General features: G+C 45.1%; 21 protein-coding genes. 16 read left to right on the forward strand and 5 right to left on the reverse strand.

What is annotated here, in order from left to right; translation table 11 throughout:
* Positions 1–3 precede the first annotated feature (3 nt).
* From hflC to KO531_RS10050, 14 genes are all read left to right on the forward strand, one after another.
* Positions 4–897 (forward strand): protease modulator HflC, encoded by an 894-nt coding sequence (hflC, locus tag KO531_RS09985; RefSeq protein ID WP_113939145.1) that lies wholly within the window; start codon positions 4–6, stop codon positions 895–897.
* Between the two features lie 370 nt (positions 898–1,267).
* Positions 1,268–1,858, forward strand: coding sequence for a ubiquinol-cytochrome c reductase iron-sulfur subunit (petA, locus tag KO531_RS09990; protein ID WP_006080059.1), 591 nt, complete (start codon positions 1,268–1,270; stop codon positions 1,856–1,858).
* A complete protein-coding gene (locus KO531_RS09995; RefSeq protein ID WP_105250274.1) occupies positions 1,858–3,072 on the forward strand; it encodes a cytochrome bc complex cytochrome b subunit in 1,215 nt (404 codons plus the stop codon). Before petA ends, KO531_RS09995 begins: the two co-directional genes overlap by 1 nt.
* Positions 3,072–3,770 carry a cytochrome c1 gene (locus tag KO531_RS10000; RefSeq protein ID WP_105250273.1) on the forward strand — a complete coding sequence of 233 codons (699 nt, stop codon included), beginning with the start codon at positions 3,072–3,074 and terminating at the stop codon, positions 3,768–3,770. Before KO531_RS09995 ends, KO531_RS10000 begins: the two co-directional genes overlap by 1 nt.
* Before the next feature lie 96 nt (positions 3,771–3,866).
* Positions 3,867–4,496, forward strand: coding sequence for a stringent starvation protein SspA (sspA, locus tag KO531_RS10005; RefSeq protein WP_006080065.1), 630 nt, complete (start codon positions 3,867–3,869; stop codon positions 4,494–4,496).
* Entirely contained in the window at positions 4,496–4,933 is a 438-nt protein-coding gene (locus KO531_RS10010) for a ClpXP protease specificity-enhancing factor (RefSeq protein WP_219251053.1), read from the forward strand. Before sspA ends, KO531_RS10010 begins: the two co-directional genes overlap by 1 nt.
* 178 nt (positions 4,934–5,111) lie before the next feature.
* The gene (locus KO531_RS10015; protein ID WP_219251055.1) at positions 5,112–5,696 is read left to right on the forward strand and encodes an aminodeoxychorismate/anthranilate synthase component II; all 585 of its coding nucleotides are present in this window, start codon (positions 5,112–5,114) and stop codon (positions 5,694–5,696) included.
* 179 nt (positions 5,697–5,875) lie between these two features.
* A complete protein-coding gene (locus KO531_RS10020; RefSeq protein WP_219251057.1) occupies positions 5,876–8,356 on the forward strand; it encodes a prolyl oligopeptidase family serine peptidase in 2,481 nt (826 codons plus the stop codon).
* A gap of 205 nt (positions 8,357–8,561) precedes the next feature.
* Positions 8,562–9,707 (forward strand): HDOD domain-containing protein, encoded by a 1,146-nt coding sequence (locus KO531_RS10025; RefSeq protein ID WP_219251058.1) that lies wholly within the window; start codon positions 8,562–8,564, stop codon positions 9,705–9,707.
* Positions 9,708–9,761: 54 nt separating this feature from the next.
* Entirely contained in the window at positions 9,762–10,673 is a 912-nt protein-coding gene (locus tag KO531_RS10030; RefSeq protein ID WP_219251059.1) for an alpha/beta hydrolase, read from the forward strand.
* Positions 10,674–10,981: 308 nt separating this feature from the next.
* The gene (locus KO531_RS10035; RefSeq protein WP_105250267.1) at positions 10,982–12,199 is read left to right on the forward strand and encodes an aspartate aminotransferase family protein; all 1,218 of its coding nucleotides are present in this window, start codon (positions 10,982–10,984) and stop codon (positions 12,197–12,199) included.
* 127 nt (positions 12,200–12,326) lie between these two features.
* Positions 12,327–13,346 carry an arginine N-succinyltransferase gene (gene astA, locus KO531_RS10040; RefSeq protein ID WP_219251060.1) on the forward strand — a complete coding sequence of 340 codons (1,020 nt, stop codon included), beginning with the start codon at positions 12,327–12,329 and terminating at the stop codon, positions 13,344–13,346.
* Between the two features lie 9 nt (positions 13,347–13,355).
* Positions 13,356–14,816: a succinylglutamate-semialdehyde dehydrogenase gene (gene astD / locus KO531_RS10045; protein ID WP_219251061.1), complete on the forward strand. Its 1,461-nt coding sequence runs from the start codon at positions 13,356–13,358 to the stop codon at positions 14,814–14,816.
* A gap of 209 nt (positions 14,817–15,025) precedes the next feature.
* Positions 15,026–15,829: a DUF1338 domain-containing protein gene (locus KO531_RS10050; RefSeq protein WP_219251062.1), complete on the forward strand. Its 804-nt coding sequence runs from the start codon at positions 15,026–15,028 to the stop codon at positions 15,827–15,829.
* Positions 15,830–15,931: 102 nt separating this feature from the next.
* On the opposite strand, the gene KO531_RS10055 is transcribed toward KO531_RS10050, so the two are convergent.
* From KO531_RS10055 to crp, 4 genes are all read right to left on the reverse strand, one after another.
* Positions 15,932–17,260, reverse strand: coding sequence for an ATP-binding protein (locus KO531_RS10055; protein WP_113939137.1), 1,329 nt, complete (start codon positions 17,258–17,260; stop codon positions 15,932–15,934).
* Complete coding sequence (locus KO531_RS10060) at positions 17,257–17,931, reverse strand: response regulator transcription factor (protein WP_131523983.1); 675 nt, start codon at positions 17,929–17,931, stop codon at positions 17,257–17,259. The genes KO531_RS10055 and KO531_RS10060 overlap by 4 nt, the downstream gene beginning before the upstream one ends.
* Positions 17,912–18,259: a hypothetical protein gene (locus KO531_RS10065; protein ID WP_105250261.1), complete on the reverse strand. Its 348-nt coding sequence runs from the start codon at positions 18,257–18,259 to the stop codon at positions 17,912–17,914. Before KO531_RS10065 ends, KO531_RS10060 begins: the two co-directional genes overlap by 20 nt.
* An 82-nt stretch (positions 18,260–18,341) precedes the next feature.
* Positions 18,342–18,977: a cAMP-activated global transcriptional regulator CRP gene (gene crp, locus KO531_RS10070; RefSeq protein ID WP_006080082.1), complete on the reverse strand. Its 636-nt coding sequence runs from the start codon at positions 18,975–18,977 to the stop codon at positions 18,342–18,344.
* Between the two features lie 431 nt (positions 18,978–19,408).
* Between crp and KO531_RS10075 the strand changes: the two genes are divergently transcribed.
* Positions 19,409–20,188 (forward strand): tetratricopeptide repeat protein, encoded by a 780-nt coding sequence (locus KO531_RS10075; RefSeq protein ID WP_105250260.1) that lies wholly within the window; start codon positions 19,409–19,411, stop codon positions 20,186–20,188.
* 121 nt (positions 20,189–20,309) lie between these two features.
* Here the strand turns inward: KO531_RS10075 and thpR are convergent, their stop codons facing one another.
* A complete protein-coding gene (gene thpR / locus KO531_RS10080; protein ID WP_113939134.1) occupies positions 20,310–20,861 on the reverse strand; it encodes an RNA 2',3'-cyclic phosphodiesterase in 552 nt (183 codons plus the stop codon).
* 200 nt (positions 20,862–21,061) lie between these two features.
* Between thpR and KO531_RS10085 the strand changes: the two genes are divergently transcribed.
* Positions 21,062–23,281: an EAL domain-containing protein gene (locus KO531_RS10085; protein WP_198571945.1), complete on the forward strand. Its 2,220-nt coding sequence runs from the start codon at positions 21,062–21,064 to the stop codon at positions 23,279–23,281.
* The last annotated feature ends 6 nt before the right edge of the window (positions 23,282–23,287 follow it).

The following is a 23,287-nucleotide window of genomic DNA, read 5'->3' on the forward strand; positions in this document are numbered from 1 at the left end:
TCCATGGGTAGATTAAGCGTTATTCTTATCGCCGTGCTCTTAGGTATTGGTTTGTCATCTTTAATGGTGGTGAATGAAGGTGAGCGCGCTATTGTGGCGCGTTTCGGTGAAATTTTAAAAGACGACGTTGACGGTAAGCAAGTCACCCGCGTCTATGGCCCAGGCCTGCACATGAAAGTGCCTGTGATCGATAAAGTAAAATTACTCGATGCTCGTATTCAGACACTCGATGGTGCAGCTGATCGTTTTGTAACTTCAGAGAAGAAAGACCTTATGGTCGATTCCTATGTGAAGTGGCGCATTATGGATTTCGAAAAATATTACCTGTCTACAAACGGTGGTATTAAGTCGAATGCAGAATCGCTATTACAACGTAAAATCAACAACGATTTACGCACAGAGTTTGGTCGTCGCACTATTAGAGAGATTGTTTCTGGTAAGCGTGATGAACTGCAAAATGATGCGTTATCCAATGCCTCAGAAAGTGCAAAAGACTTAGGTATTGAAGTTGTTGATGTGCGTGTAAAGCAAATCAATCTACCGGCTAACGTCAGTAACAGTATTTACCAGCGTATGCGAGCAGAGCGTCAAGCTGTGGCAAAAGAGCATAGAGCGCAAGGTAAAGAACAGTCTGAAATTATTCGTGCAACAATAGATGCTAATGTGACGGTGAAGATTGCCGAAGCTGAACGTAAAGCCTTAACCATTCGAGGTGAAGGGGATGCGTTAGCAGCGAAGATATATTCTGATGCTTACAACAAAGATGCTGAGTTCTTCGGTTTTGTTCGTAGCTTAGAGGCTTATCGAGCCAGCTTCTCAGGCAAGTCCGATATTATGGTGTTAGAGCCTGATAGCGAGTTCTTCAAGTATATGAAGAGCACTGCACCTAAGAAGTAATACATTAAAAGTATTGATTTAATAGGTCCTGTTACTCAGGGCCTATTTTTTTATCTGGCGATTGTTAACTTAGATTGAAAAGTCTGGGCTAATTTATATTAGCGATGCATGCTTTATGCCGATATCACAGACAAGAAGCTTAAAATATGATCCAAATGAATTAAAATGGGTTAATAGTTGGGTGTTTTTTAGGCTTTTTTTAAAAAACACGCAATCTCCCTAACTTACTTGCGTGTTTTCACTATGATCTGCTTCTAATTTTTAGCTATAATGAGCCCCGCTTCAAACTTCGATTTTTGACCCTAGTGATGACTAAGGGCTGAAAGTCTTTGAAATATAAAAATTCCAACACCCTCTGGGAGATAAGTGGATGAGCAATGCGCCAGTCGATACCGGACGTCGCAGATTCCTGACAGCCGCAACCGCCGTAGTAGGTGGTGCTGGTGCCGTCGCTGTAGCGGTTCCTTTCATCAAGTCATGGAATCCGAGTGCCAAAGCGAAAGCTGCAGGTGCACCGGTCGAAGTAAATATCAGTAAAGTAGAGCCAGGTCAGCTGATCCGTGTTGAGTGGCGTGGAAAACCTGTATGGGTTGTCCGTCGCACAGATGCTGTGATCAATGAACTGCCAACACATGATGATAAGTTAAGAGATCCTGCTTCTGCTGAGATGCAGCAGCCTGATTATGCAACAAATCCTTTGCGCTCAATCAAGCCAGAGTATTTTATTGCTGTCGGTATTTGTACCCACCTCGGATGTTCACCTACTTATTTGCCAGATTCATTTGGTGAGCAAGTTGAAGGTGTCACTTCTGGTTTCTTCTGTCCATGTCATGGCTCTAAGTTCGATATGGCTGGTCGCGTTTTCCAAGGCGTACCTGCTCCATTGAACCTAGTTATCCCTCCACATCAATACGTTGATGATGGCACCGTGATTATCGGTGTAGATAAAGGAGTGGCGTAATGGTTAAGAATTTAATTAATTGGATTGATGCGCGTATCCCAATGACGGCGACTTATAACCGTCACGTGGGCCAGTACGCTACGCCAACTAACTTTAACTTTTGGTATTTTTTCGGTTCGCTAGCGATGTTGGTATTGGTTAACCAATTACTGACAGGTATCTGGTTGACGATGAACTATGTACCAACAGCAGAAGGCGCATTTGCCTCTGTTGAATACATAATGCGTGATGTTGAATACGGTTGGTTACTGCGTTATATGCACTCAACGGGTGCATCAGCCTTCTTCGTTGTGATCTATCTGCACATGTTCCGTGGTTTAATTTACGGTTCATATCAGAAGCCTAGAGAACTACTGTGGCTGTTCGGTATGTTAATTTTCCTCGTGCTGATGGCCGAAGCCTTTATGGGTTATTTGCTGCCATGGGGTCAAATGTCATATTGGGGCGCGCAGGTAATTATCTCTCTGTTCGGTGCGATTCCAGTTATTGGTGACGACTTAACCCTGTGGATCCGTGGTGACTACGTGATCTCTGGCGCAACGCTGAACCGTTTCTTTGCGCTGCACGTTATTGCTCTGCCGCTAGTATTAGTCGTACTCGTGTTTTTACACTTAATTGCGCTGCATGAAGTGGGTTCTAACAACCCTGACGGTATCGAAATCAAGAAGAACAAAGACGAAAATGGCTGGCCAGTTGACGGTATTCCATTCCACCCATATTACACTGTAAAAGACATCATGGGCGTCGCGGGCTTCCTGATAGTGTTCTGCTATGTGTTGTTCTTTATTCCTGAAGGCGGTGGTTACTTCCTTGAAAAGCCAAACTTTGAAGCGGCTAACTCGATGAAGACACCTGAACACATTGCACCCGTTTGGTACTTCACTCCTTTTTACGCCATTTTACGTGCAGTGCCTGATAAATTGGGTGGCGTGATAATGATGGGTCTGTCGATTGCAGTACTGTTCGTATTGCCTTGGTTAGATCGCTGTAAAGTGAAGTCAGTTCGCTACCGTAGTACGCTACATAAGCTGAACATTGCTCAATTTGCTATATCTTTCATAGTATTGGGTTATTTAGGGGTAGTGCCTGCCACGCCGACGCTGACGATAGTTGCACAGGTGTTTACTTTCACTTACTTTGGTTTCTTTGTGGCGCTGTGGGTATACAGCAAGAATGAAAAAACTAAACCTGTTCCAGCGAGGTTGACACACTAATGAAAAAATTATTGATTGCATTAGTTACCTTGTTGCCGACGTTGGCTATGGCCGCGAGCGGACATAAAATTCATTTAGAAGATGCCAATGTTGATCTGCATGATAAAGCTTCTTTAGAGCGTGGTGTGGATCTGTTCCAACATTACTGTTCTGGTTGCCACAGCACTCAGTATCAACGTTATGAACGTGTAGCGACCGATATCGGTATCTCTGCGGATGATATGCGTAATAAGTATATGTTCACCGATGCTAAAATTGGTGAGTTGATGCAAAACGCTATTCCACCTAAAGATGCTGCTAAATGGTTTGGTGCTACACCGCCAGACTTAACTTTAGTTGCTCGCGTGCGTGGTGAAGATTGGGTTTATTCCTATCTGAAAGGCTTCTATAAAGATCCAAGTCGCCCATTTGGTGTGAATAACACAGTATTCCCATCTGTTGGTATGCCACATGTACTCGAAGAGTTACAAGGCACACCAGTTAAACAAGAAGATGGCACTATTGTGGTGACTGGCGGTAAATTGAATGCGGAAGAATACGACCAAGCAGTACGTGATATCACTGGCTTCTTAGTTTATTCGGCTGAACCTGTTAAGCTAGAGCGTCAAGCTATGGGCTGGTGGGTACTCGGATTCCTATTTATATTCTTTATTGTGGCCTACCTCTTGAAGAAAGAGTATTGGAAAGATGTACACTAGGCACCAATAACGGGTAAAATGTAATATCCGCATAGTGTAAACGGGGGGCTTTGCCCCTCGTTTACTTTTGTTTTATTTCGATTCTGGAGGGTATCAATGGCTGTTGCTGCCAACAAACGCTCTATCATGACACTGTTTTCAGGTGCTGATGATCTGTATAGCCATCAAGTACGTATCGTGTTAGCTGAGAAAGGGGTTACTGTTGATGTTTTACAGGTCGACCCTAACGAAATGCCTGAGGATTTGCTTGAAGTAAATCCATATAACTCAGTGCCAACTTTGGTAGACCGTGAACTCGTTTTATACGAATCACGTATTATCATGGAATATTTGGATGAGCGTTTTCCTCATCCGCCTTTGATGCCAGTTTATCCAGTGTCTCGCGGCCAAAGCCGTTTGATGATGCACCGCATCGATACTGACTGGTATTCGCTCGTTGACCGTATCCGTAAAGGTGATCGTGTTGAAGCGGCTCGTAAAGAGTTGACTGAAAGCCTGATCGCAATTGCGCCTATCTTCGGTGAAGTGCCTTACTTCATGAGCGAAGAATTTGGTCTAGCGGATTGCTACCTTGGCCCATTGTTGTGGCGTTTACCTGTATTAGGTATTGAGCTAGATAGCCGTGTAGCTAAAGATATCAAAGCGTATATGACACGTATTTTTGAGCGTGAATCGTTTAAAGCTTCTTTAACTGAAGCCGAACGCGAAATGCGCATGGGTATGTAATGAAACCTTTGACTCCAAATCGTCCTTATTTACTAAGGGCTTACTATGATTGGTTGATGGACAACCAATTGACTCCTCACGTTGTGGTTGATGCCTTTGTTGAAGGCACTCAAGTACCGCAGCAATACGTGAAGGATGGCCAGATAGTGTTGAATATCGCTGCTGGCGCAGTGGGCAATTTGCAAATTAGCAATGAGTGTGTGGAGTTCAATGCGCGTTTTGGTGGTGTTCCTCAGCAGGTGATGTTGCCAATGGCGTCGATTGTCGCTATTTATGCCCGCGAAAACGGTGCTGGCACTGTCTTCGATATCGAAGATGCTTACCTGGTGGACGATGAAGTTGATTCATCTTTATCTGTCGTTGAAACAACAGATAAAGCGTTTGAACCGACAGATGAGCCCCCTAAGCGTCGCAGTCATTTAACTGTGGTTAAATAACTGTGGTGAAATGCCCAAGTCGTTTAAAAACTAAGCCAGTCTAATGACTGGCTTTTTTGTCGCTGTATTTTATCGCCGTAATTGGTTAAACCTTAAGTACAAGGTGTGATAGCATTTGCGCCCGCATTCATCCGTTAGATATGCGTTACCTTTACCCATTTAGACCAATGGATCTTGTATGTTGCTAATGATCGATAATTACGACTCTTTCACCTTTAACTTAGTGCAGTATTTTCAGCAGCTAGGGCAAGAGATAGTGGTTAAACGTAATGATGAAATTAGCCTAGCCGACATCGAGGTGCTTGCGCCTAGTCATTTGGTGATTTCTCCAGGACCTTGTACTCCCAATGAGGCGGGGATCTCCCTTGCGGCGATTGAATATTTTGCTGCGCGAATGCCAATCTTAGGTGTCTGTTTGGGACATCAGGCGATGGCGCAGGTTTTTGGTGCCAATGTAGTGCGTGCCGAACGGGTGATGCACGGCAAGGTCAGCGTTATTGCGCATACAGGACAGCGGTTATTTAAGGGATTAAATCAGCCTTTAACCGTGACACGTTATCACTCGTTACTGGTTGATGCTGTGCCTGAAGGTTTTGTACTCGATGCTTGGTTTGACGATGCAATTCACGGCCGAGAAATCATGGCCATGAGCCATCAAGACTTACCGCTTTATGGGGTGCAATTTCATCCCGAATCAATTCTCACCGAGCAAGGTCTCGAACTGTTAGCCAATTTTTTAGCGCAACCGGCTGTGTCCGTATAATTTCCTCGCCTTAAAAACTCTCCACACTATCAATTTCTGTTACAAGATTTATCCTTCTTTTAAGCAAGTTTAGCGATTAACTATGCTATAACTGCCGCAAAACTACGCGAATAGGCGAAACCAGCAGATAAGTAGACTGGGTCATTTAGCCATTGCGATAACAATAAAAGGAAGGATAAATGAGAAGCGTAATGCGAAATTTGGGTTTTAGTGCGTTAGCGGTTGCCGTATTGGCAGGGTGCGCAGCGACATCGACTGAAACTGCAACTCCCGTAATAGCTCCGCCAGCATTCCAAGTTCCCTTAGCCCAACCGCCACAAGTTTCACAGGCGCTTACGCTTAATCAAATTATGGCAAATCCTGATTGGATGGGGATCTTTGCCAAAGAGGCTTACTGGAGCGACGATAGCCAAAGCGTGCTGTTTGCCCGCCAAGCGAGTGCTTCACCTCTGCGTAGCTATTATCAGCAAGGCATCAATGACAGTCGCGCCGTCGAGCTAGCTCTCGATAAGTTACATGCGGCAGATCAGCAGTTTGGTGTGTTTGACCGCACTAAGTCCCACAAGGCTTATCTGTATCAGGGCAACATTTTTGTTAAGCAATTAAGCACGGGTAAGATCAGCCAATTGACTCGCCAGCGCACCGCCATCGATGGTGTGCGTTATCTTAATAATGGAGATATTGCCTATTGGCAGGGCGACAATGTTTTCCAAATTCATCAAGATTCAGGCTTAGTCGAGCAACTTGCTGAAATTAAAATGGCGAAAGCACCAGAAGTGGTAAAAGAGCCGACGTCTTATATTGCGAAACAACAGCACAGATTGATTCAGTATGTAGCGCTGCAGCAAGAAAATGCTAAAGCTAAAGCGCAGTACCAAGATGAATTACAAAAAAACGATCCTACGCTCGCCGCCAGTACTTGGTATTTAGGCGATAGCGAAGTGGTGTCAGAGCTGAGTTTATCACCCGATGGCCGCTATATTTTAGTTGCGCTTACAGATAAAAATTACACAGGTAGCAGCGAACACGACATCATGCCTAATTACTTAGGTAGCGAAGGTTATATCGACCCTGTGCCAGTGCGTGCGCGCGTGGCTGAAGATACGCCACCAGGGCAACGTTTTGTTGTGCTTGATTTAAAACAACATAAAAAAGTCGATATCACAATCGAGGGCCTTACTGGTTTTGATGAAGATGTGCTAGCCAAAGTGAAAGCTGAAAATGCTAAAGCGAAAGGCGAAACTTATCAAAGTACTAAATCGCCACGTAAAATTCAGTTGATGCAGGATTGGGGCTGGACTCAGAGTGCGATTCAATGGCATGAGTCGGAAAATAAATTAGCCCTGATGCTAGAAGCAACTGATAACAAAGATCGCTGGATCGCCAGTGTCGATCTTGCTAAGGGTAAATTCATTACCGAACATCGTTTGCATGATGATGCATGGGTGAATTACGACTACAACCAATTCGGTTGGTTACCGGATACGGATACCTTGTATTACTTGTCAGAAGAGTCCGGTTATTCGCAGCTTTATATTAAAGCTCAAGGCGAAAAGCCGCGTGCGTTAACCCAAGGCAAGTTTGTGGTGAGTGATATTACGCTGTCACCGGATGCCAATTACATCTATTACAAAGCGAACCAGAGTCACCCCGGCATTTATAACGTTCACCGCGTGAATCTTGCCACAGGTAAAAATGAGCAACTAACCCAGTGGGATGGCAACTTAGATTACAGCTTAAGCCCCGATGGCACTCAGCTATTACTCAATGCTTCACGCCGTACTCAGCCAAATGAGCTTTATGTTCAACCCATTGGCGGCGAGTTAAAGCAGCTGACGTCTTATACCAGTGATGCCTTCAAAAATTACCCATGGCAAGCGCCAGAAGTGGTAGCAGTACCTTCAAATCATGGTGCTGGCAATGTGTACGCTCGAGTTTATCTGCCGCAAGGCTATGATAAGTCCCGCGCTGAGAAATATCCTGCGGTGATTTTCAATCACGGCGCAGGTTATCTGCAGAATGCCGATTATGGTTTTAGCGGTTATTTTCGCGAGTTTATGTTCCACAACCTGCTGACTCAACAAGGTTATGTTGTGATGGACATGGATTACCGTGGCTCTAAAGGTTACGGCCGAGATTGGCGCACCGCTATTTATCGCAATATGGGTCATCCAGAAGTGGAAGACTTAAAGGATGGCGTAACGTGGATGGCGACTCATACCCATGTCGATACTAAGCGTGTCGGTACTTATGGTGGCTCTTACGGTGGATTCTTAACGTTTATGTCTTTGTTTACCGCGCCGGACTTGTTCCAAGCTGGAGCTGCATTGCGTCCTGTGGCGGACTGGGCACATTATAATGCGCCTTATACCTCTAATATCTTAAATACGCCTGATGTCGATCCTATCGCCTATGAGCGCAGCTCTCCTATTGAGCATGCTCAAGAATTAACTAAACCATTGCTTATCATGAGTGGCGTAATGGACGACAACGTTTTCTTCCAAGACAGTGTGCGTATGGTACAGCGCCTCATTGAACTGGAAAAACCAACCTTTGAAATGGCGATTTATCCTGTCGAGCCCCATGGTTTCCGTCAACCTTCTAGCTGGTTAGATGAATACCGCCGCATCTATAAGTTATTTGAACAAGAACTCAAATAATTCAGTTCGATTTCTGTTAAAGGTCTCCTAGTCGAGGCCTTTTTATTGGGTAACTGACTAGGAAATATCCGATATAACTCTTTGTTTGCGTTCTGCGACTTTGCATTATTGCTAAGATTAAGTGTATGTGCTGAAATTGTAATGATTTTGAGAGTTTGATTGTGTTGACGTCACTCGGGCATTAGCGATATAGGAAAGATTCATAGTGGCGATTTCGGTTGCGGGCGGTGTAAGACCCGGCAAAATTATAGAGATAGAGCACAGACTCTATCAACAATTGATCCTCGGAAAGCAAAAAGCGAGCCCGACTCTTTTGGATGAACTCGACCTTGAATTAGAGGCCGATGCAAATAAGTTAGATGTTGAACGCGAAGCGATTTTGGTGCGTTTGATGAAACAAATTAAAGCTAAAGAAGTGTTTGAAGCCGTATCGAGCCAGTTGCATGAAACTGTCATTAATGCCATCGAGCATCAACTCGCGTCCCCTGAATCTGTTCTGGCTAAGTCAGACATCAATGAGTCGCAAATCCTCTTGCTGGAATTATTGCTGGCAAAAAATCTCGATGCAACGCGATTAAGGCCACTGATCAGTAACTTAAGTTGGTTGTGCCGCGACTTAACTAACATGGTCAACAGCCCATCTTTTCGCGCTCGCCGGTCTCAGAGCTCAGATGTGCGGGTCACTGATATCAAATTAGTGATGAATTACATCGGTATCGAAAACCTTCGCACCATTATCCCTTACTTTTGTTTGCGAAATTGGCTTCCTAGTGGCAATGCTAAGTTGTTATGGACTACCCGTAAATTATGGCGCTACAGCATAGTCAGTGGCATAGCGGCCAATGCTTTAGCTCAGCTTCATAATACTGACTCAGCCTTGGTTTATAGTAGTGCCTTACTTAATCAGTTAGGTACATCCGTTGTATTGAGTTTAAGTGCCCGTTTATTCGACCAAACATGGGGATCTTGGATAAGAGAAGCCAGTAGCAGCCGTGATAAGGAAGTGTATGATGCGGTGATTGCCACTGAGTTTCCTGCTAAGGCCGTGTTTGAACAAGTGTTAAGCCATGGCCTTAAACTTAATTGGCAATTATTAGAGTTACTTAAGTTTGAAGCGAGTCCCTTAACTCGGTTGTTAAAGGAGTTAGACCGAACCTTAAGCTATCGAGAATTGTCGCCTCAGTCGGCATTAGTCGCGCGGGCAAACTGTTATGCTAAGGTGGTATTACTCGAAGAAATGCGTCAAATCGATCCCCAAGAAAAGCGCTTAATGTTTGATTATTATGAGTTAACTGAGCAAGAAGTACTGCGCTTAAAAGCACAAAACTATAGGAAGTTAGATCTGCTGTAATCCACGGTCTGCTACGTAGCGCCATGATTGCGGCGTTTAAGTAGAGGAAGGGATATGCCAAGCTGGCAAGCATCTGTACTAAATACCATTTTATCCTATGTCGCTAGGCCATCCATCAGTCGTGGACAGGCCAAAATGCCCTTAGCGCAAGTGCGTGAAAAGTTGCTTGAGCTTGATAGACGCTGGCTCCCTTGGCCGGATAAGTTAGTCAGCGCTACCATCCCCTTACAACACTCAAACTTGTTACATTATGTGCTTCTCAACGAACCTCCTCGCCTTGGAAATCTATTTTATATCCGTGGCGGAGGCTTCTGTTTTAAAACGCCCCATGCCCATGCAAGACTGGTCGCAGATATCTGCCAGCGTTGTCAATTAGATGCTTATATTCCGGATTATCGTCTCGCACCTGAGTATCCTTTCCCCGCGCCATTTGATGATGTACTTGAAGCCTATAGACGGTTAATTGAGCTGAAAGGCACGGAGAATTTGATCCTCATGGGTGACTCGGCGGGCGGCAATTTAGCACTGAGTTTGTTGCTGGAATTAAAACGTTTAGCCCTGCCTTTACCGACCGCCTGTATCTTGCTATCGCCCGCGTTAGACTTAGCGCTTACGGGGGATACTGAGTTGATACTCGCAGCCGACGATCCCTTCTTCACCATAGAGGCATTGCTGCGCTTACGTGGCGCTTATCTTGCTGGGGCCGATCCTATGTCGGCAAAAGTTTCCCCCTTACAAGGGAACTTGGTAGATCTGCCGCCCATCTTAGTGATTGCGGGTACGCGGGAGTTATTATTACAGGATTCTGAACGTTTAGTCGCCCAAATAAAAGCCTGTGGTGGTGAAATAACGGGCTGCTTTTACCCTAACATGCCCCATGTGTTTCCTCTGTTCAATTTATTACCCGAAGCCCTTGAAGTGAGGTCGAAAATTGGCCATTTTGTGCTTTCACACTTGATTCGTTAAAATGGTGTAGTTATTCACATTCAGTGAATAGCTAGCAAAATGAGGGGTAAATAACTTTTTTTCTGACTAATTATGCTGCAAGCCACGGGCTTAAACGCTTGTATAGTTCTTAAACTGCAATCTTTATGCACTTTGGGTGGAAGTGCGTGGATTGATGTTTGTGAAAAACTGGTATTTTGATCACATTTTCGCTAATAATGGTTATTAATAGACACAAGCAATCCCAGTATCACTAACTCTAGATAAAGATACCTATGGGACTCTGACGGTGCAAGGCGCCGTTACACAAACACAAAGGACGAAGAAGAATGAGCGTTGATATGAAGTTGGACCGTGCCCAGTTTGACGCAGTGATGGTGCCTAATTATGCGCCTGCTGCCGTGATCCCTGTTCGTGGCGAAGGAAGCCGAGTTTGGGACCAAGAGGGCAACGAGTTTATCGATTTTGCTGGCGGTATTGCGGTAAATTGCTTAGGTCACTGTCATCCAGCCCTTGTGAATGCTCTTAAGACACAAGGTGAAAAATTATGGCATTTGTCAAACGTAATGACGAATGAGCCTGCCTTGGCATTAGCGACTAAATTAGTTAATAGCACGTTTGCCGACAAAGTGTATTTTGCCAACTCTGGCGCCGAAGCCAACGAAGCCGCATTAAAACTTGCCCGTCGTTATGCCTTAGAAAAACATGGCGTTGAGAAAGATGAAATCATAGCGTTCGATAAAGCTTTCCACGGCCGTACATTCTTCACTGTCAGTGTCGGTGGACAAGCTGCCTATTCCGATGGTTTTGGTCCTAAGCCGCAGAGTATTACTCACCTGCCATTTAACGATGTTGCCGCCTTAGAAGCCGCAGTAACCGATAAGACTTGCGCCATCATGCTTGAGCCGCTGCAAGGCGAGGGCGGTATTATCGATGCCGATCCTGCATTCCTAAAAGCCGTGCGTGAATTGGCTAATAAGCACAATGCACTAGTGATTTTTGATGAAGTCCAAACAGGTGTGGGCCGTACTGGTGAACTGTACGCTTACATGGGTACTGAAATCGTGCCTGACATCTTAACCACAGCTAAAGCACTCGGCGGTGGTTTCCCTATCGCAGCTATGCTGACAACGGCTGAGATTGCCGAGCATCTAAAAGTGGGCACTCACGGTTCTACCTACGGTGGTAACCCATTAGCCTGCGCTATCGGTAATGCTGTATTAGATGTAGTGAACACACCTGAAGTGTTAGATGGAGTAAAACATCGCGAGCAGTTATTGCGTGATGGTTTGAACAAAATCAATGAAAAATATCATGTTTTTTCAGAAGTACGCGGTAAAGGTTTACTCTTAGGGGCCGTTCTTAATGAACAATACCAAGGTCGTTCACGTGACTTTTTGGTGGCCTCTGTCGCTGAAGGTTTAATGAGCCTGATGGCGGGTGCTAACGTGGTGCGTTTTGCTCCTTCTCTGGTGATCCCTGAGGCAGATATTGCTGAAGGTCTAGCTCGTTTTGAACGTGCTGTGGCGAGCATAGCTGCCGCCTAAATGACCAAAGGAGTGCTGAATTTATTCGCACTCCTTTTTTGTCAGGGAATACTTACCTGCATCACTGCCTGTCTTTTTGAAGAGAGGTGCCTTGATGCACGGTAAGCCAAAGTGAGGAGACACTAAGATGTTAATCATACGTCCTATTCAGGCTGGTGATTTTGAGGCCTTATATCAAATTGCCGAAGAGTCTGGTCATGGTTTTACGTCATTACCTGTGAATGCGGATCTGCTCAGACATAAAATTGCTCGAGCAGAAGCCTCATTCGTCAAAGCCGTAGAGACTCCCTTCGATGAAGGTTATCTGATGGTGTTGGAAGATACCGATACCCGTGAAGTGGTGGGAACGTGCGCCATCGAAGCGGCGGTGGGAATGGAAGATGCGTTCTACCATTATCGACTCGGTACCGAAGTCTATCATTCTGAACAAATTGATGTGCGTAACGAGGTCGAAACACTCACCCTTTGCCATGACTACACTGGCGCTGCTGAGATGTGTACGCTGTTTTTGCGTGAAGCGTATCGCAAGGGCAACAATGGCCGCATGTTATCCCGCAGTCGATTTCTGTTTTTAGCTCAACATGCGAGGCGTTTTGGCGAAACTGTGATTGCCGAAATGCGCGGTGTAAGCGACGCCGAGGGGCATTCACCTTTTTATGGCTGGCTGCAAAAACACTTTTTAGGCATTGATTTTATTCAGGCAGATTATCTTTCTGGTTTGGGCAAAAAGGCATTTATGGCCGAAATGATGCCACGAAATCCTGTCTACGTTTGTCTGTTGCCGGAAGAAGCGCAGAAAGTGATTGGCGAAGTGCATACCAATACCCGTCCGGCATTAAGTCTACTGCAGGCCGAAGGTTTTCGATGCCGCGGTTATGTGGATATTTTTGATGGTGGTCCAACGGTTGAGTGTCGTTTATCGGACATTCGCGGCGTGCGTGAAAGCCGTTTATTAACCGTCGATATTGGTGACATGGTCGAAGCCGACACTCAATTTATTATCTCAAATACCCAATTAGCCAATTACCGAGCGACGTCTGCCGCATTGGCCGTGGACGACAAATCCGAACATATCATCATTAGCCCTGAGCTGGCCGCGGGTTTGCTACTCGCAAAAGGCGATCAAATCCGTATTTTGGCAATGTAGGAATAACCAATGACACATTATATTCAAGGCCAGTGGCATGCTGGCAAAGGTCATGACGTGACCTCAATTAACCCTGCCAATGCACAATCTATTTGGACCGGTAAAACGGCCACTGCAGAACAAGTTAATGCCGCCGTTGATGCCGCGCGCGCCGCACAGTTTGATTGGTTTATGTTAGGTTTCGATGCGCGTTTAGCCATAGTTGAAGCGTATCGCAGCCAACTCGAAGCCAATAAAGCGGAACTGGCAGAAACGATTGCCCAAGAAACCGGTAAGCCTCAGTGGGAAACCGCGACCGAAGTCGGCGCTATGATAGGCAAAATTGCTTTATCGGCCGCGGCTTACAATAAACGTACGGGCACTGAAGCCAACGATACGCCAGCCGGACGTGCGGTTATCCGCCATAAGCCTCACGGTGTTGTGGCGGTGTTCGGTCCTTACAACTTCCCTGGTCATTTGCCGAACGGCCACATAGTCCCTGCGCTGCTGGCTGGGAATACCGTGATTTTCAAACCTTCAGAGCTCACGCCTAAAGTCGCTGAGCTGATGGTTAGCCTATGGGATAAAGCGGGTCTACCTACTGGCGTGCTTAACTTAGTTCAAGGTGAGGTGGATACGGGTAAGGCACTGGCTTCTCACCCACAGCTCGATGGTCTGTTCTTTACCGGTAGCTCACGCACGGGTCATGTATTGCATCAACAATATGCGGGTCATCCGGGCAAAATTTTAGCACTTGAGATGGGAGGTAATAACCCACTGATCATCAAAGGTGTGCAGGATATTAAGGCCGCAGTGCACGATATTTTGCAGTCGGCTTATATCTCATCTGGCCAACGTTGTACTTGTGCGCGCCGTTTATATGTCGAGCAAGGTGAGCAGGGTGATGCCCTGATTGCCATGTTAGTTGATGCGGTTAAACAGATTAAAGTCGGTCCTTGGAATGCGCAGCCACAACCTTTTATGGGCTCAATGATTTCTGAAACAGCCGCTAAGGGTATGGTTGCGGCGCAGGCGAATTTGCTGAACTTGGGCGGCGTGTCTTTGGTCGAGTTGACCCATCTAGAAGCGGGTACAGGCTTAGTGTCTCCTGGCCTTATCGATGTGACAGCGATCGATGCATTGCCGGATGAAGAATACTTTGGGCCTCTACTGCAGCTGGTGCGTTACAGTGATTTCGATCAAGCGATCAAATTGGCTAACCAAACGCGTTACGGCTTGTCTGCGGGATTACTTGCCGATAGCCGAGAAGATTATGACTATTTCCTTGCGCGTATTCGTGCTGGCATTGTTAACTGGAACAAACAAATCACTGGCGCATCGGGCGCGGCACCTTTTGGTGGTGTTGGGGCTTCGGGTAACCACAGAGCGAGTGCTTTCTATGCCGCCGATTACTGTGCTTATCCGGTCGCTTCGGTCGAGGCTGATGCCGTGAGTTTACCCGCGACATTAAGCCCAGGTTTGAGCTTGTAAGCGGGTAGAGATTTGACTTTTATGCGGTAAAAAATATGTGGGAAAGAGGAGGAAGGACTAATGTTCTTCCTTTTTAATAACAAGCAGTAACGTTACTTGAGTTTCTACTGTGGGTATGTGTGACGCTACAACAGTGGCATTTAGGTCGTTACATTTAGTGTTCGCGGCAAAATAACAGCAATAACCGCAGCACAATAAAAGGAGTTTTTATGCATACCGACATCAACGCGTTATTTGCCGCCCTGTGGCAAGACTATATTCAAATGACCCCTTCTGCGGCAAAAGTGCACGCGTTGTTGGGTCATGGTAAGCCGATCATCAACGACCATATTGCCCTGCGTACTTTCAATATCGCTAAGGTGAATTTGGACGTGCTAGCTAAGCATTTCACTTCGTTAGGTTATGTACCTTGCGGTGATTATAAGTTTGAACAGAAAAAACTGATCGCTAAGCATTTTGAACATCCAGATTCGACTCAGCCTAAAGTGTTTATCTCTGAGCTGTTGGTTGAAGAATTTAGCCCTGCGTTGCAAAAAACTATTCAAGGCTTAATCGCCCAAGTGGATGCTGTAGCGACAACGGCGGACAACTTTATTTACTCAGGCCGTCATTGGTCTTTAGATGCTAAAACCTATCAGGACTTATTAACTGAGAGTGAATATGCAGCTTGGGTAGCGGCTTTTGGTTATCGCGCTAACCATTTCACTGTGTCTATCAATCACCTCGACGGTTTTGAGACTTTAGAGTCAGTGAATGATGCACTGAAGCAAGCGGGTTTTGTGCTCAATAGTTCAGGTGGTGAGATCAAAGGTTCGCCAGAAGTATTATTAGAACAATCGTCGACTATGGCCGATAAGATTGGTGTTGAATTTACTGACGCGACAGTGGAAATCCCAAGCTGTTTCTATGAGTTTGCGCTACGTTATCCTATGGCTAATGGTGAGCTCTACACAGGCTTTGTGGCAGCGTCTGCCGACAAGATTTTTGAAAGCACCAATGTGAATAAAGCCTAACGTCCTCAAATTGCTTTGAGCATAAAAAAATGCCATCAATTCGATGGCGTTTTTTATGGATATTTCAAACAAGGTATTTAATACGATTGGCATAACCTGGGGCTAGCTAAAGGTCAGCTCGATCCTCAATCCACCTAAGCGAGTGCTGTGATTAAACTGCAGTTCAATCTCGTATTGCTCGGCAATTTCTTTCACTATTGATAATCCTAAACCGTGACCCATCACAGACTCATCAAGCCTTGTTCCTCTTTGTGTGAGCTTATCTAGCTCATCATCAGCAACCCCTGGACCATCATCATCGATACAAAGGCAGAGACGCTCTTGCTGACGCGATAGCTGAATGCTGACTCGGCTCTGGGCCCATTTAAAGGCGTTGTCTAGCAGGTTGCCTAAGAGCTCCATGCCATCTTCTCTGTGAATAGGCAGTCTGAGAATATTGGGATCGAGTTCGAAATTGCATTCAATGGATTTATTGCGGTGAACCTTATTTAGCGTGTTGGCTAGGCTATGTAAATCCCTAGGGATAACCAATTGCGCTGCGGGGAGCATGTCGCCAGTGATCCTCGCCGCCGCCAGTTTACGCTCGACCATCTTGTGAATCGAATCAAGTTGCTGCTGCAGGGCAATGGCAGTTTCAGGATCTTTGAGGCCAAGAGCTTCAACCTGTTGCTGCATCACGGCAAGTGGCGTTTTGAGCCCATGGCTCAAATTACCTAAGTTATTGCGGCTACGTTCAATTTGCTTGGCTGTGTACTCAAGTAGTTCATTATAGGTTTTTGCTAATGGTTGTACTTCGGGGGGAATATTATTGAGCTCCAGTGCGTTAATTTCCCCTTGTCTTAGCCGAGAAAGCGCGTGCTGTATGTGCTTAACTGGCTTAAAGGATTGACGTAGGATCAAGAATATCCCCGCGATCATAGCAACTAACATCGCCAGATTGACACCAAGCTTAGTGCCATAAACTTCGCTAAACACGCGTCTACCGATACTCAAATCTTGCGCAACGGTTAAGGTGGCGCTGACATTGGCACTGCTGGAATTTAATCCCAGTGATAACAACTGCATATCGTTATTTTTTGGCCCTTTAGCTTGCCAGACGCGGGTTTGATTCGGTGCCAGTGGCTCGATATCTAACTGCATATCCCACAGGGAGCGTGAGCGAATCACTTCATTTGGCAGGTTAAGCTGAAAATAACGGCCTGAATAGGCGGGCTTGTAGAAACTGGAAAGCTGGCTTTGATCTATGCTGATCTCCCCATCGTGGATATGGGTTGCCAGCATGATATGTTCGAGATCTTCTTCTAAGCGATTGATAATAGAGTCGTGGAAGGCCTGACGTAGCATGGACTCAAACAGTATCAGTCCAATCACAGTACCTAACACGAGTAAGCCAGTTAACCATAAACTGAGCTTAGTGCGGATCGAGATCATTCAATAATGCCGTGGAAGATGTAACCTTGGCCGCGACGGGTTTCGATCGTGGTTTTACCCAGTTTCTTGCGTAGATGTGTGACATAAACCTCGACCACATTACTCTCTTTTTCATCGTCAAACTGATAGAGCTTATCGGTTAGCTGCGTCTTAGATAACAGCTTCTTAGGTGACATGAGGAAGATTTTTAACAGCCTGAATTCCATTGCTGTGAGTTCATACAGCTGCTCGGCCACTTTTACTGTTTGCTCTGCTTCATCTAAAACCACGCCACCATAACTCAATTGTTTACTTGAGGTGTTTAGACGACCATGTGCACGGTGGATTAAAGCTTGGATTCGGGCCAATAATTCCTGGGCGTGGAAAGGTTTACCTAAGTAATCGTCGGCGCCAGCATTAAAACCTTCTACTTTTTCATGCCATTGGCTGCGGGCAGTCAGCATGATGACTGGAGTGCTGATCCCTTGATTTCGCCAGCCTTCGAGCAGTTCGAGGCCGTTGCCATCGGGCAAACCTATGTCTAAGATTACGCAATCGTATTGGGTTTCTTTGATCAGATAATCGGCTTCAAGCGCTTTGTCTGTAATATCGGTTACATAGCCAGCGAGTTTGAGTTGTTTCTCCAGCTCGGTGACTAGCATTGGGTTATCTTCAACGAGTAACAGTTTCATGTTTTCGACATTCGCTCGGTAGTGCTATTGATTGATCGGCTTGACCATTTGTTGCATCAATACTGAGATTAACGATTTGGCCACGCTGAACTTTGATTTGCAAATCATAGCGCCATTTATGATCTTCTTGATAGAGATGAGCATCAATTAGTTCACCTTGGCAAAATTGGTTTACTACGGCGAGTGTACCGTTTAAGGACAATATTTGCCCAGAGTTAACTAACGCCTTGGCTTGATAATGTTCTAATTCAATAGGTTCGGCATGCAAGATTATTGGATGCACCAGCGTGAATAGGCTGAAAAAACAGATTAAAAACAGCCGTTTCATTTGAGCTCCCCAATAAAAAATGGCCTAGAATTTATTCTAGGCCACTTTAATAAGGCAGGCTTAAATCAAGCTGAAGACTAACTTAACGGGTACCGTATACCACGATTGTCTTACCATGAGCTTGGATCAAATTCTGTTCTTCTAACATCTTCAAGATACGACCCACAGTTTCCCGTGAACAGCCAACGATTTGGCCTATCTCTTGACGAGTGATCTTAATCTGCATGCCATCAGGGTGTGTCATAGCATCAGGTTGTTTAGCCAGATGTAATAGAGTTTGAGCAATACGGCCTGCAACGTCTAAGAATGCAAGGTTACCCACTTTCTGGCTGGTACTTTGTAGGCGATAGGCCATTTGCGCAGACAGCTTCATCAGAATTTCAGGGTTAACTTGAATTAACTGTCTGAATTTCTTATATGAAATCTCAGCGATTTCACAAGCTTGCTTAGCACGAACCCAAGCGGTACGTTCGGCTTGTTCTTCAAACAAACCTAGTTCACCGATAAAGTCACCTTGATTCAGATAAGAAAGGATCATCTCCTTACCTTCTTCATCTTTAATCAATACCGCTACAGAACCTTTTACTATGTAATAAAGGGTATCTGAGTCTTCACCAGCATGGATAAGAGTGCTCTTTGCAGGGTACTTATGAATGTGACAGTGTGATAAAAACCATTCCAAAGTTGGATCAGGTTTTGGCTTACCAATCAGAGCCATGTTGGTGTTCCTCGATTGATTAAAACGAAAGTAAGAGTATTCTAAATAAGCATTTTACGTCAATTAAACTCACAAAAACTTGATGGAAGTCTTAGTTTAGAATAAGTGAATAAATGCAATTAACCATCTAAAATTAGAGCTTATTTTGCTACTTTAGTGATTTAAGTCAACTAAATCGATATGAAACTCGCTGGATTCACTTAACTCTGTCGAGTTAATCACATCTTACCAGTCTATTTCAGCAGTTTTATTATAGATTATGAATAAAATATGCCACTAAATTACACAATAACATGTTTCACTTTTTAAATTTGACATTCCATTTGGCTTAGCTTCCCCCATTATCCTGAGGTTTGTGTGTATTTAGGCTCGACTTATGGGGTTAATTCTGGCTAACTTTGAGGGCAGTTGTTTTTAAGAGAGGTAAGCAAGTGAAATACAGATTATGGGTTTTAGGTGCAGGTTTAAGCTTAACAATAGGGCTGAGCTCTGCGGCGCACGCATTTTCTATCCCGCAGCCAGCAGCTGAACTTGCGGCCAGTAAGTTTGTGCATATTCAGGTGACGGCAGAGCAAGGTGATGCCGATGCTCAATTTTTGCTGGGATTAATGTATCTCTCTGGACGTTTTGTGTCGCAAGAAGTGCCGACTGGATTGCACTGGATCTCACTTGCCGCCGAACAACAGCATGAAAAAGCGCAGCAAACCTTAGCGGATCTGTCATTTGAAGGCCAATTGATCAAGCGTGACTTGTCAGTCGCTGAGCATTGGTATAAAGCGTTGAGTGAGCAGGGCAGTCGTTGGGCTCAATTCCGTTTAGGCTTTATTTATGCGTCTGGCGGTGACGGTGTGCAGCGTAACTGCGGTAAAGCGGTCGAGCAATTTTCCCAAGTGGGTGATGATGTTGCTTTAGGCAATGTGGCGTGGATTTTAGCAACTTGTCCCGAAGCAGAATATCGTGATGGCAATAAAGCGGTCGAGTTGTCCTTAAAATTACTCAAAGTGAATGAAAACGATCCTACAAATCTTGATAATTTAGCCGCGGCTTATGCGGAGTTAGGCGATTTTGGTGCTGCTATTTCGACGCAGCAGAAAGCGATCGAAGCGTTGAAAATGAATGCTGAAATGACTAAGACTGATGAGTTTATGCTGCGGTTACAAACCTACGAGCAAAAGCGTGCCTATCGCGAAACCTTACGTTTACTCGAATAGGGCTTTCTTCATCATAGCTCTCTTAGTTAACTGCTATTTTTTATTCTAGTATTGATTAATGCATTGATTCATAAATTGAAAAATAAAGCCTGAGTGGATACTCGGGCTTTTTGTTTTTGATTTAAAGCTCACCGAGCGCCCAAGAATCTAGGATGTGATATTCGACACCCGTGCTTGTGCTTTTTGAATGGTATAAATGCAAAATATCGGGCGTTAACGTCAGTGTATTCATACCTTTGAGTTGCAATAAAGCTGCTTCATCAAGCATCCATTGTTTTGCTTTTCTAAATAAACTGATGTGCGGGCAAAAGCTGTGCTCACTTCGATGTAATTGCAGTCGGTCGGCAATTTCTTGCGTCTGTTTAGCTAATTGCACTAACGGCGGCTCAATATCATCGCCTTTCAAGCAAGATACTTGCGCATTAGGCCATACATCGAGCTGGTTAAGCCGAACGCTAAATCTTGGCTTCACTAAGCGGTCAACCGCATCAAGGAGGGCGATTTTTTGCTCGTTGTTAGCTTGACCCATAAAGCAGAGCGTTAAATGCAGATTGCTGACACTCACCGCTTTCGCCTCAGGATTAAGGTAGCATATCAATTGCTGCTGCAATTCACTTAGATATACCCTTTGGCTATCTGTGGGAGCGAAGCCGAGAAATAGCCTTTGTTGCATCGGTTTATCATCCTTTTGGAGGGCTTAATATGGATTATCTTAGCGAGCACTTTGACGTTAAGCGCATTTGAGCGTTAATCTAGCTGTTGAATTTATCAGCTAATTTGTGACTCAAGCAGACGTTTAATTCACTGTGAGCCTATACTTAATGCACGTCGATAATACCTTAAATGGATTTTTAGGTAAGGAAGAGACTTTTCATGTCAGTAGGTTTAGCTAATCCACTCCAACAGGCTTTGGTCAGTATTTTTAGTGAATCCCCGCTAGAAACCTTAGAGCAGAATGTTGACAGAGCGCTTGAGACTATTACTTTGCAACTGCATTGTGACGGGGTATTTGTATTAACCGGAAGCCAGTCACTGGATCGTTTACGCACGCGTAATCTGTATTTAAAACCTCAATTTGCCCAAGGCCAACAAACCCGAGTCTGGCCCTTGGCACGAATGCCATTTTTTCGCTCTCTTGTCCGTACTCCGCGTCTATTAAATCTGGCTGATGTGAATACCTTACCTGCCGATGCTCAGGCTGAGCGAGCTTTATTAAGGGATTGGGACGTCAAGAGTCTATTAGTATTGCCGCCAGTCGTGTTTGGCGAAACCCGTATTGCCTTGGGGGCCGTTAATTGCTCAGAATGTTGTGAATGGAGCGAAGAGTTTATAAGTGAGTTTAATCACGCCGCTGTGATGATTGGCTCTGCGATGGAATTGACGCGTATTGCTTTAAGCATGCTTGCCAGTGAACATAAATACTGTGAAGTATTCAACCAGTTGCCCTTAGCTTGCGCCTTGTTAGATAAGCATGATCAATTGACTATGCTGAATAAAGTCGCTCTGCAAACCCTGCCAATTCAACATGGCTATGATTTATTCGACATGGTGCGTGAGGAAGAACACGCCATGCTAACTGATACCTTACATGTGGTACGAGAAGGTGTGCTCGGTCAAGCTTGGTGTGAATTACCTTTAAAATCAATTCATCAATTAACTTGGTTGAAACTGAGTTTTAGCCAGATTAGCGGCGATAAAGATACTTTAGTCATGATTGCCGAAGATGTCAGTGAAAAGTACCGCTTAGCCGATGAGCTGTCGTTCCATGCCAATTATGATGCGCTCACAGGATTGCCCAATCGGTTACATTTCGAAGCCCTATTAGAAAACCTACTACATGCCCACGATGATATGCCTATTTGCGTGGCGTTTCTCGATTTAGACCAATTCCAAGTCATTAACAATATCAGTGGCCATCAGGCTGGGGATAAGCTGCTTTGCCAAGTCGCATTACGTTTGAAACAGCTCGTACGTAAAGGCGATATTGTTGCCCGTTTAGGGGGCGATGAGTTTGGTATCCTGATGCATTACTGCAATGTGGACTCTGCGAAACAGATTGCTAAGCGGATTTGTACCCAGTTAGCAAATCATGAGTTTATTTGGGAAAGTCGTAGTCACAATGTCAGTGTCAGTATGGGGATTGCTAGGCTAGATAAAAAATCCGCCGATATTTATACCGTCATGAGTCAAGCTGACGCTGCTTGTCGATTGGCGAAGGATCAAGGCCGAAATGGCTGGCATTTATACAGTGCGAGCGATCCTAAAATGAACCGTCTCTACACCGAGATGATGGCCTCTGTAGATATCGTCGGCGCACTCGCATTAAACCAATTCGAGCTTTATTTTCAAAGCATAGTGCCGTTAAACCGCGAGGAAACTGGCTTACATTTAGAGATCCTACTGCGTATGGTGCAGACTAACGGCACTATAGTGTCTCCAGCTATCTTCTTACCCGCCGCCGAGCGATACAACTTGGCTTCTAAGGTTGATCTTTGGGTGATCGATAATTTGCTCAAGTGGGGTGGTAGTCATTTAGATATTTGGCAGCAATTGGATCTAGTGTCTGTGAATCTGTCGGCAACTTCTTTGGGCGATCATGAGTTTATGAATTGGCTAGAAATGCGTTTGATGGCCGAACCTGAGCTGGTGGATAAGCTTTGCATCGAGATCACTGAAACCGCGGCTGTGAGTCAGCTTGATCAAGCGACAAAGTTACTCGAGATACTTCGTCCACTCAATTGTAAATTAGCCCTCGATGATTTTGGTGCAGGCTTTTCTAGCTTTGCTTACCTTAAGCGCCTCAATGTGGATTTTGTAAAGGTTGATGGCCAATTTGTCGTCAATATTTGCGAAGACTCTGCGGATCAGGCGATCGTAAAATCCATCTGCCAACTTGGTCAAGATATGGGGTTTGATGTGGTTGCTGAATTTGTCGAATCCCAAGAAATAGGGTGGAAATTGCAAGCCTTAGGCGTCGACTATGCTCAAGGTTACGCCATCAATAAACCGATACGCTTAGCTGAACTACAGTCAGGGCTCAGTCAACCTTGGCTCGAAAAGCGTGAGATTTTTGCTCCCTATCCACAGCTGTAATCTTGG

It is taken from the genome of Shewanella sp. NKUCC06_TVS (genome assembly GCF_019345515.1).
GTDB lineage: Bacteria > Pseudomonadota > Gammaproteobacteria > Enterobacterales > Shewanellaceae > Shewanella > Shewanella oncorhynchi.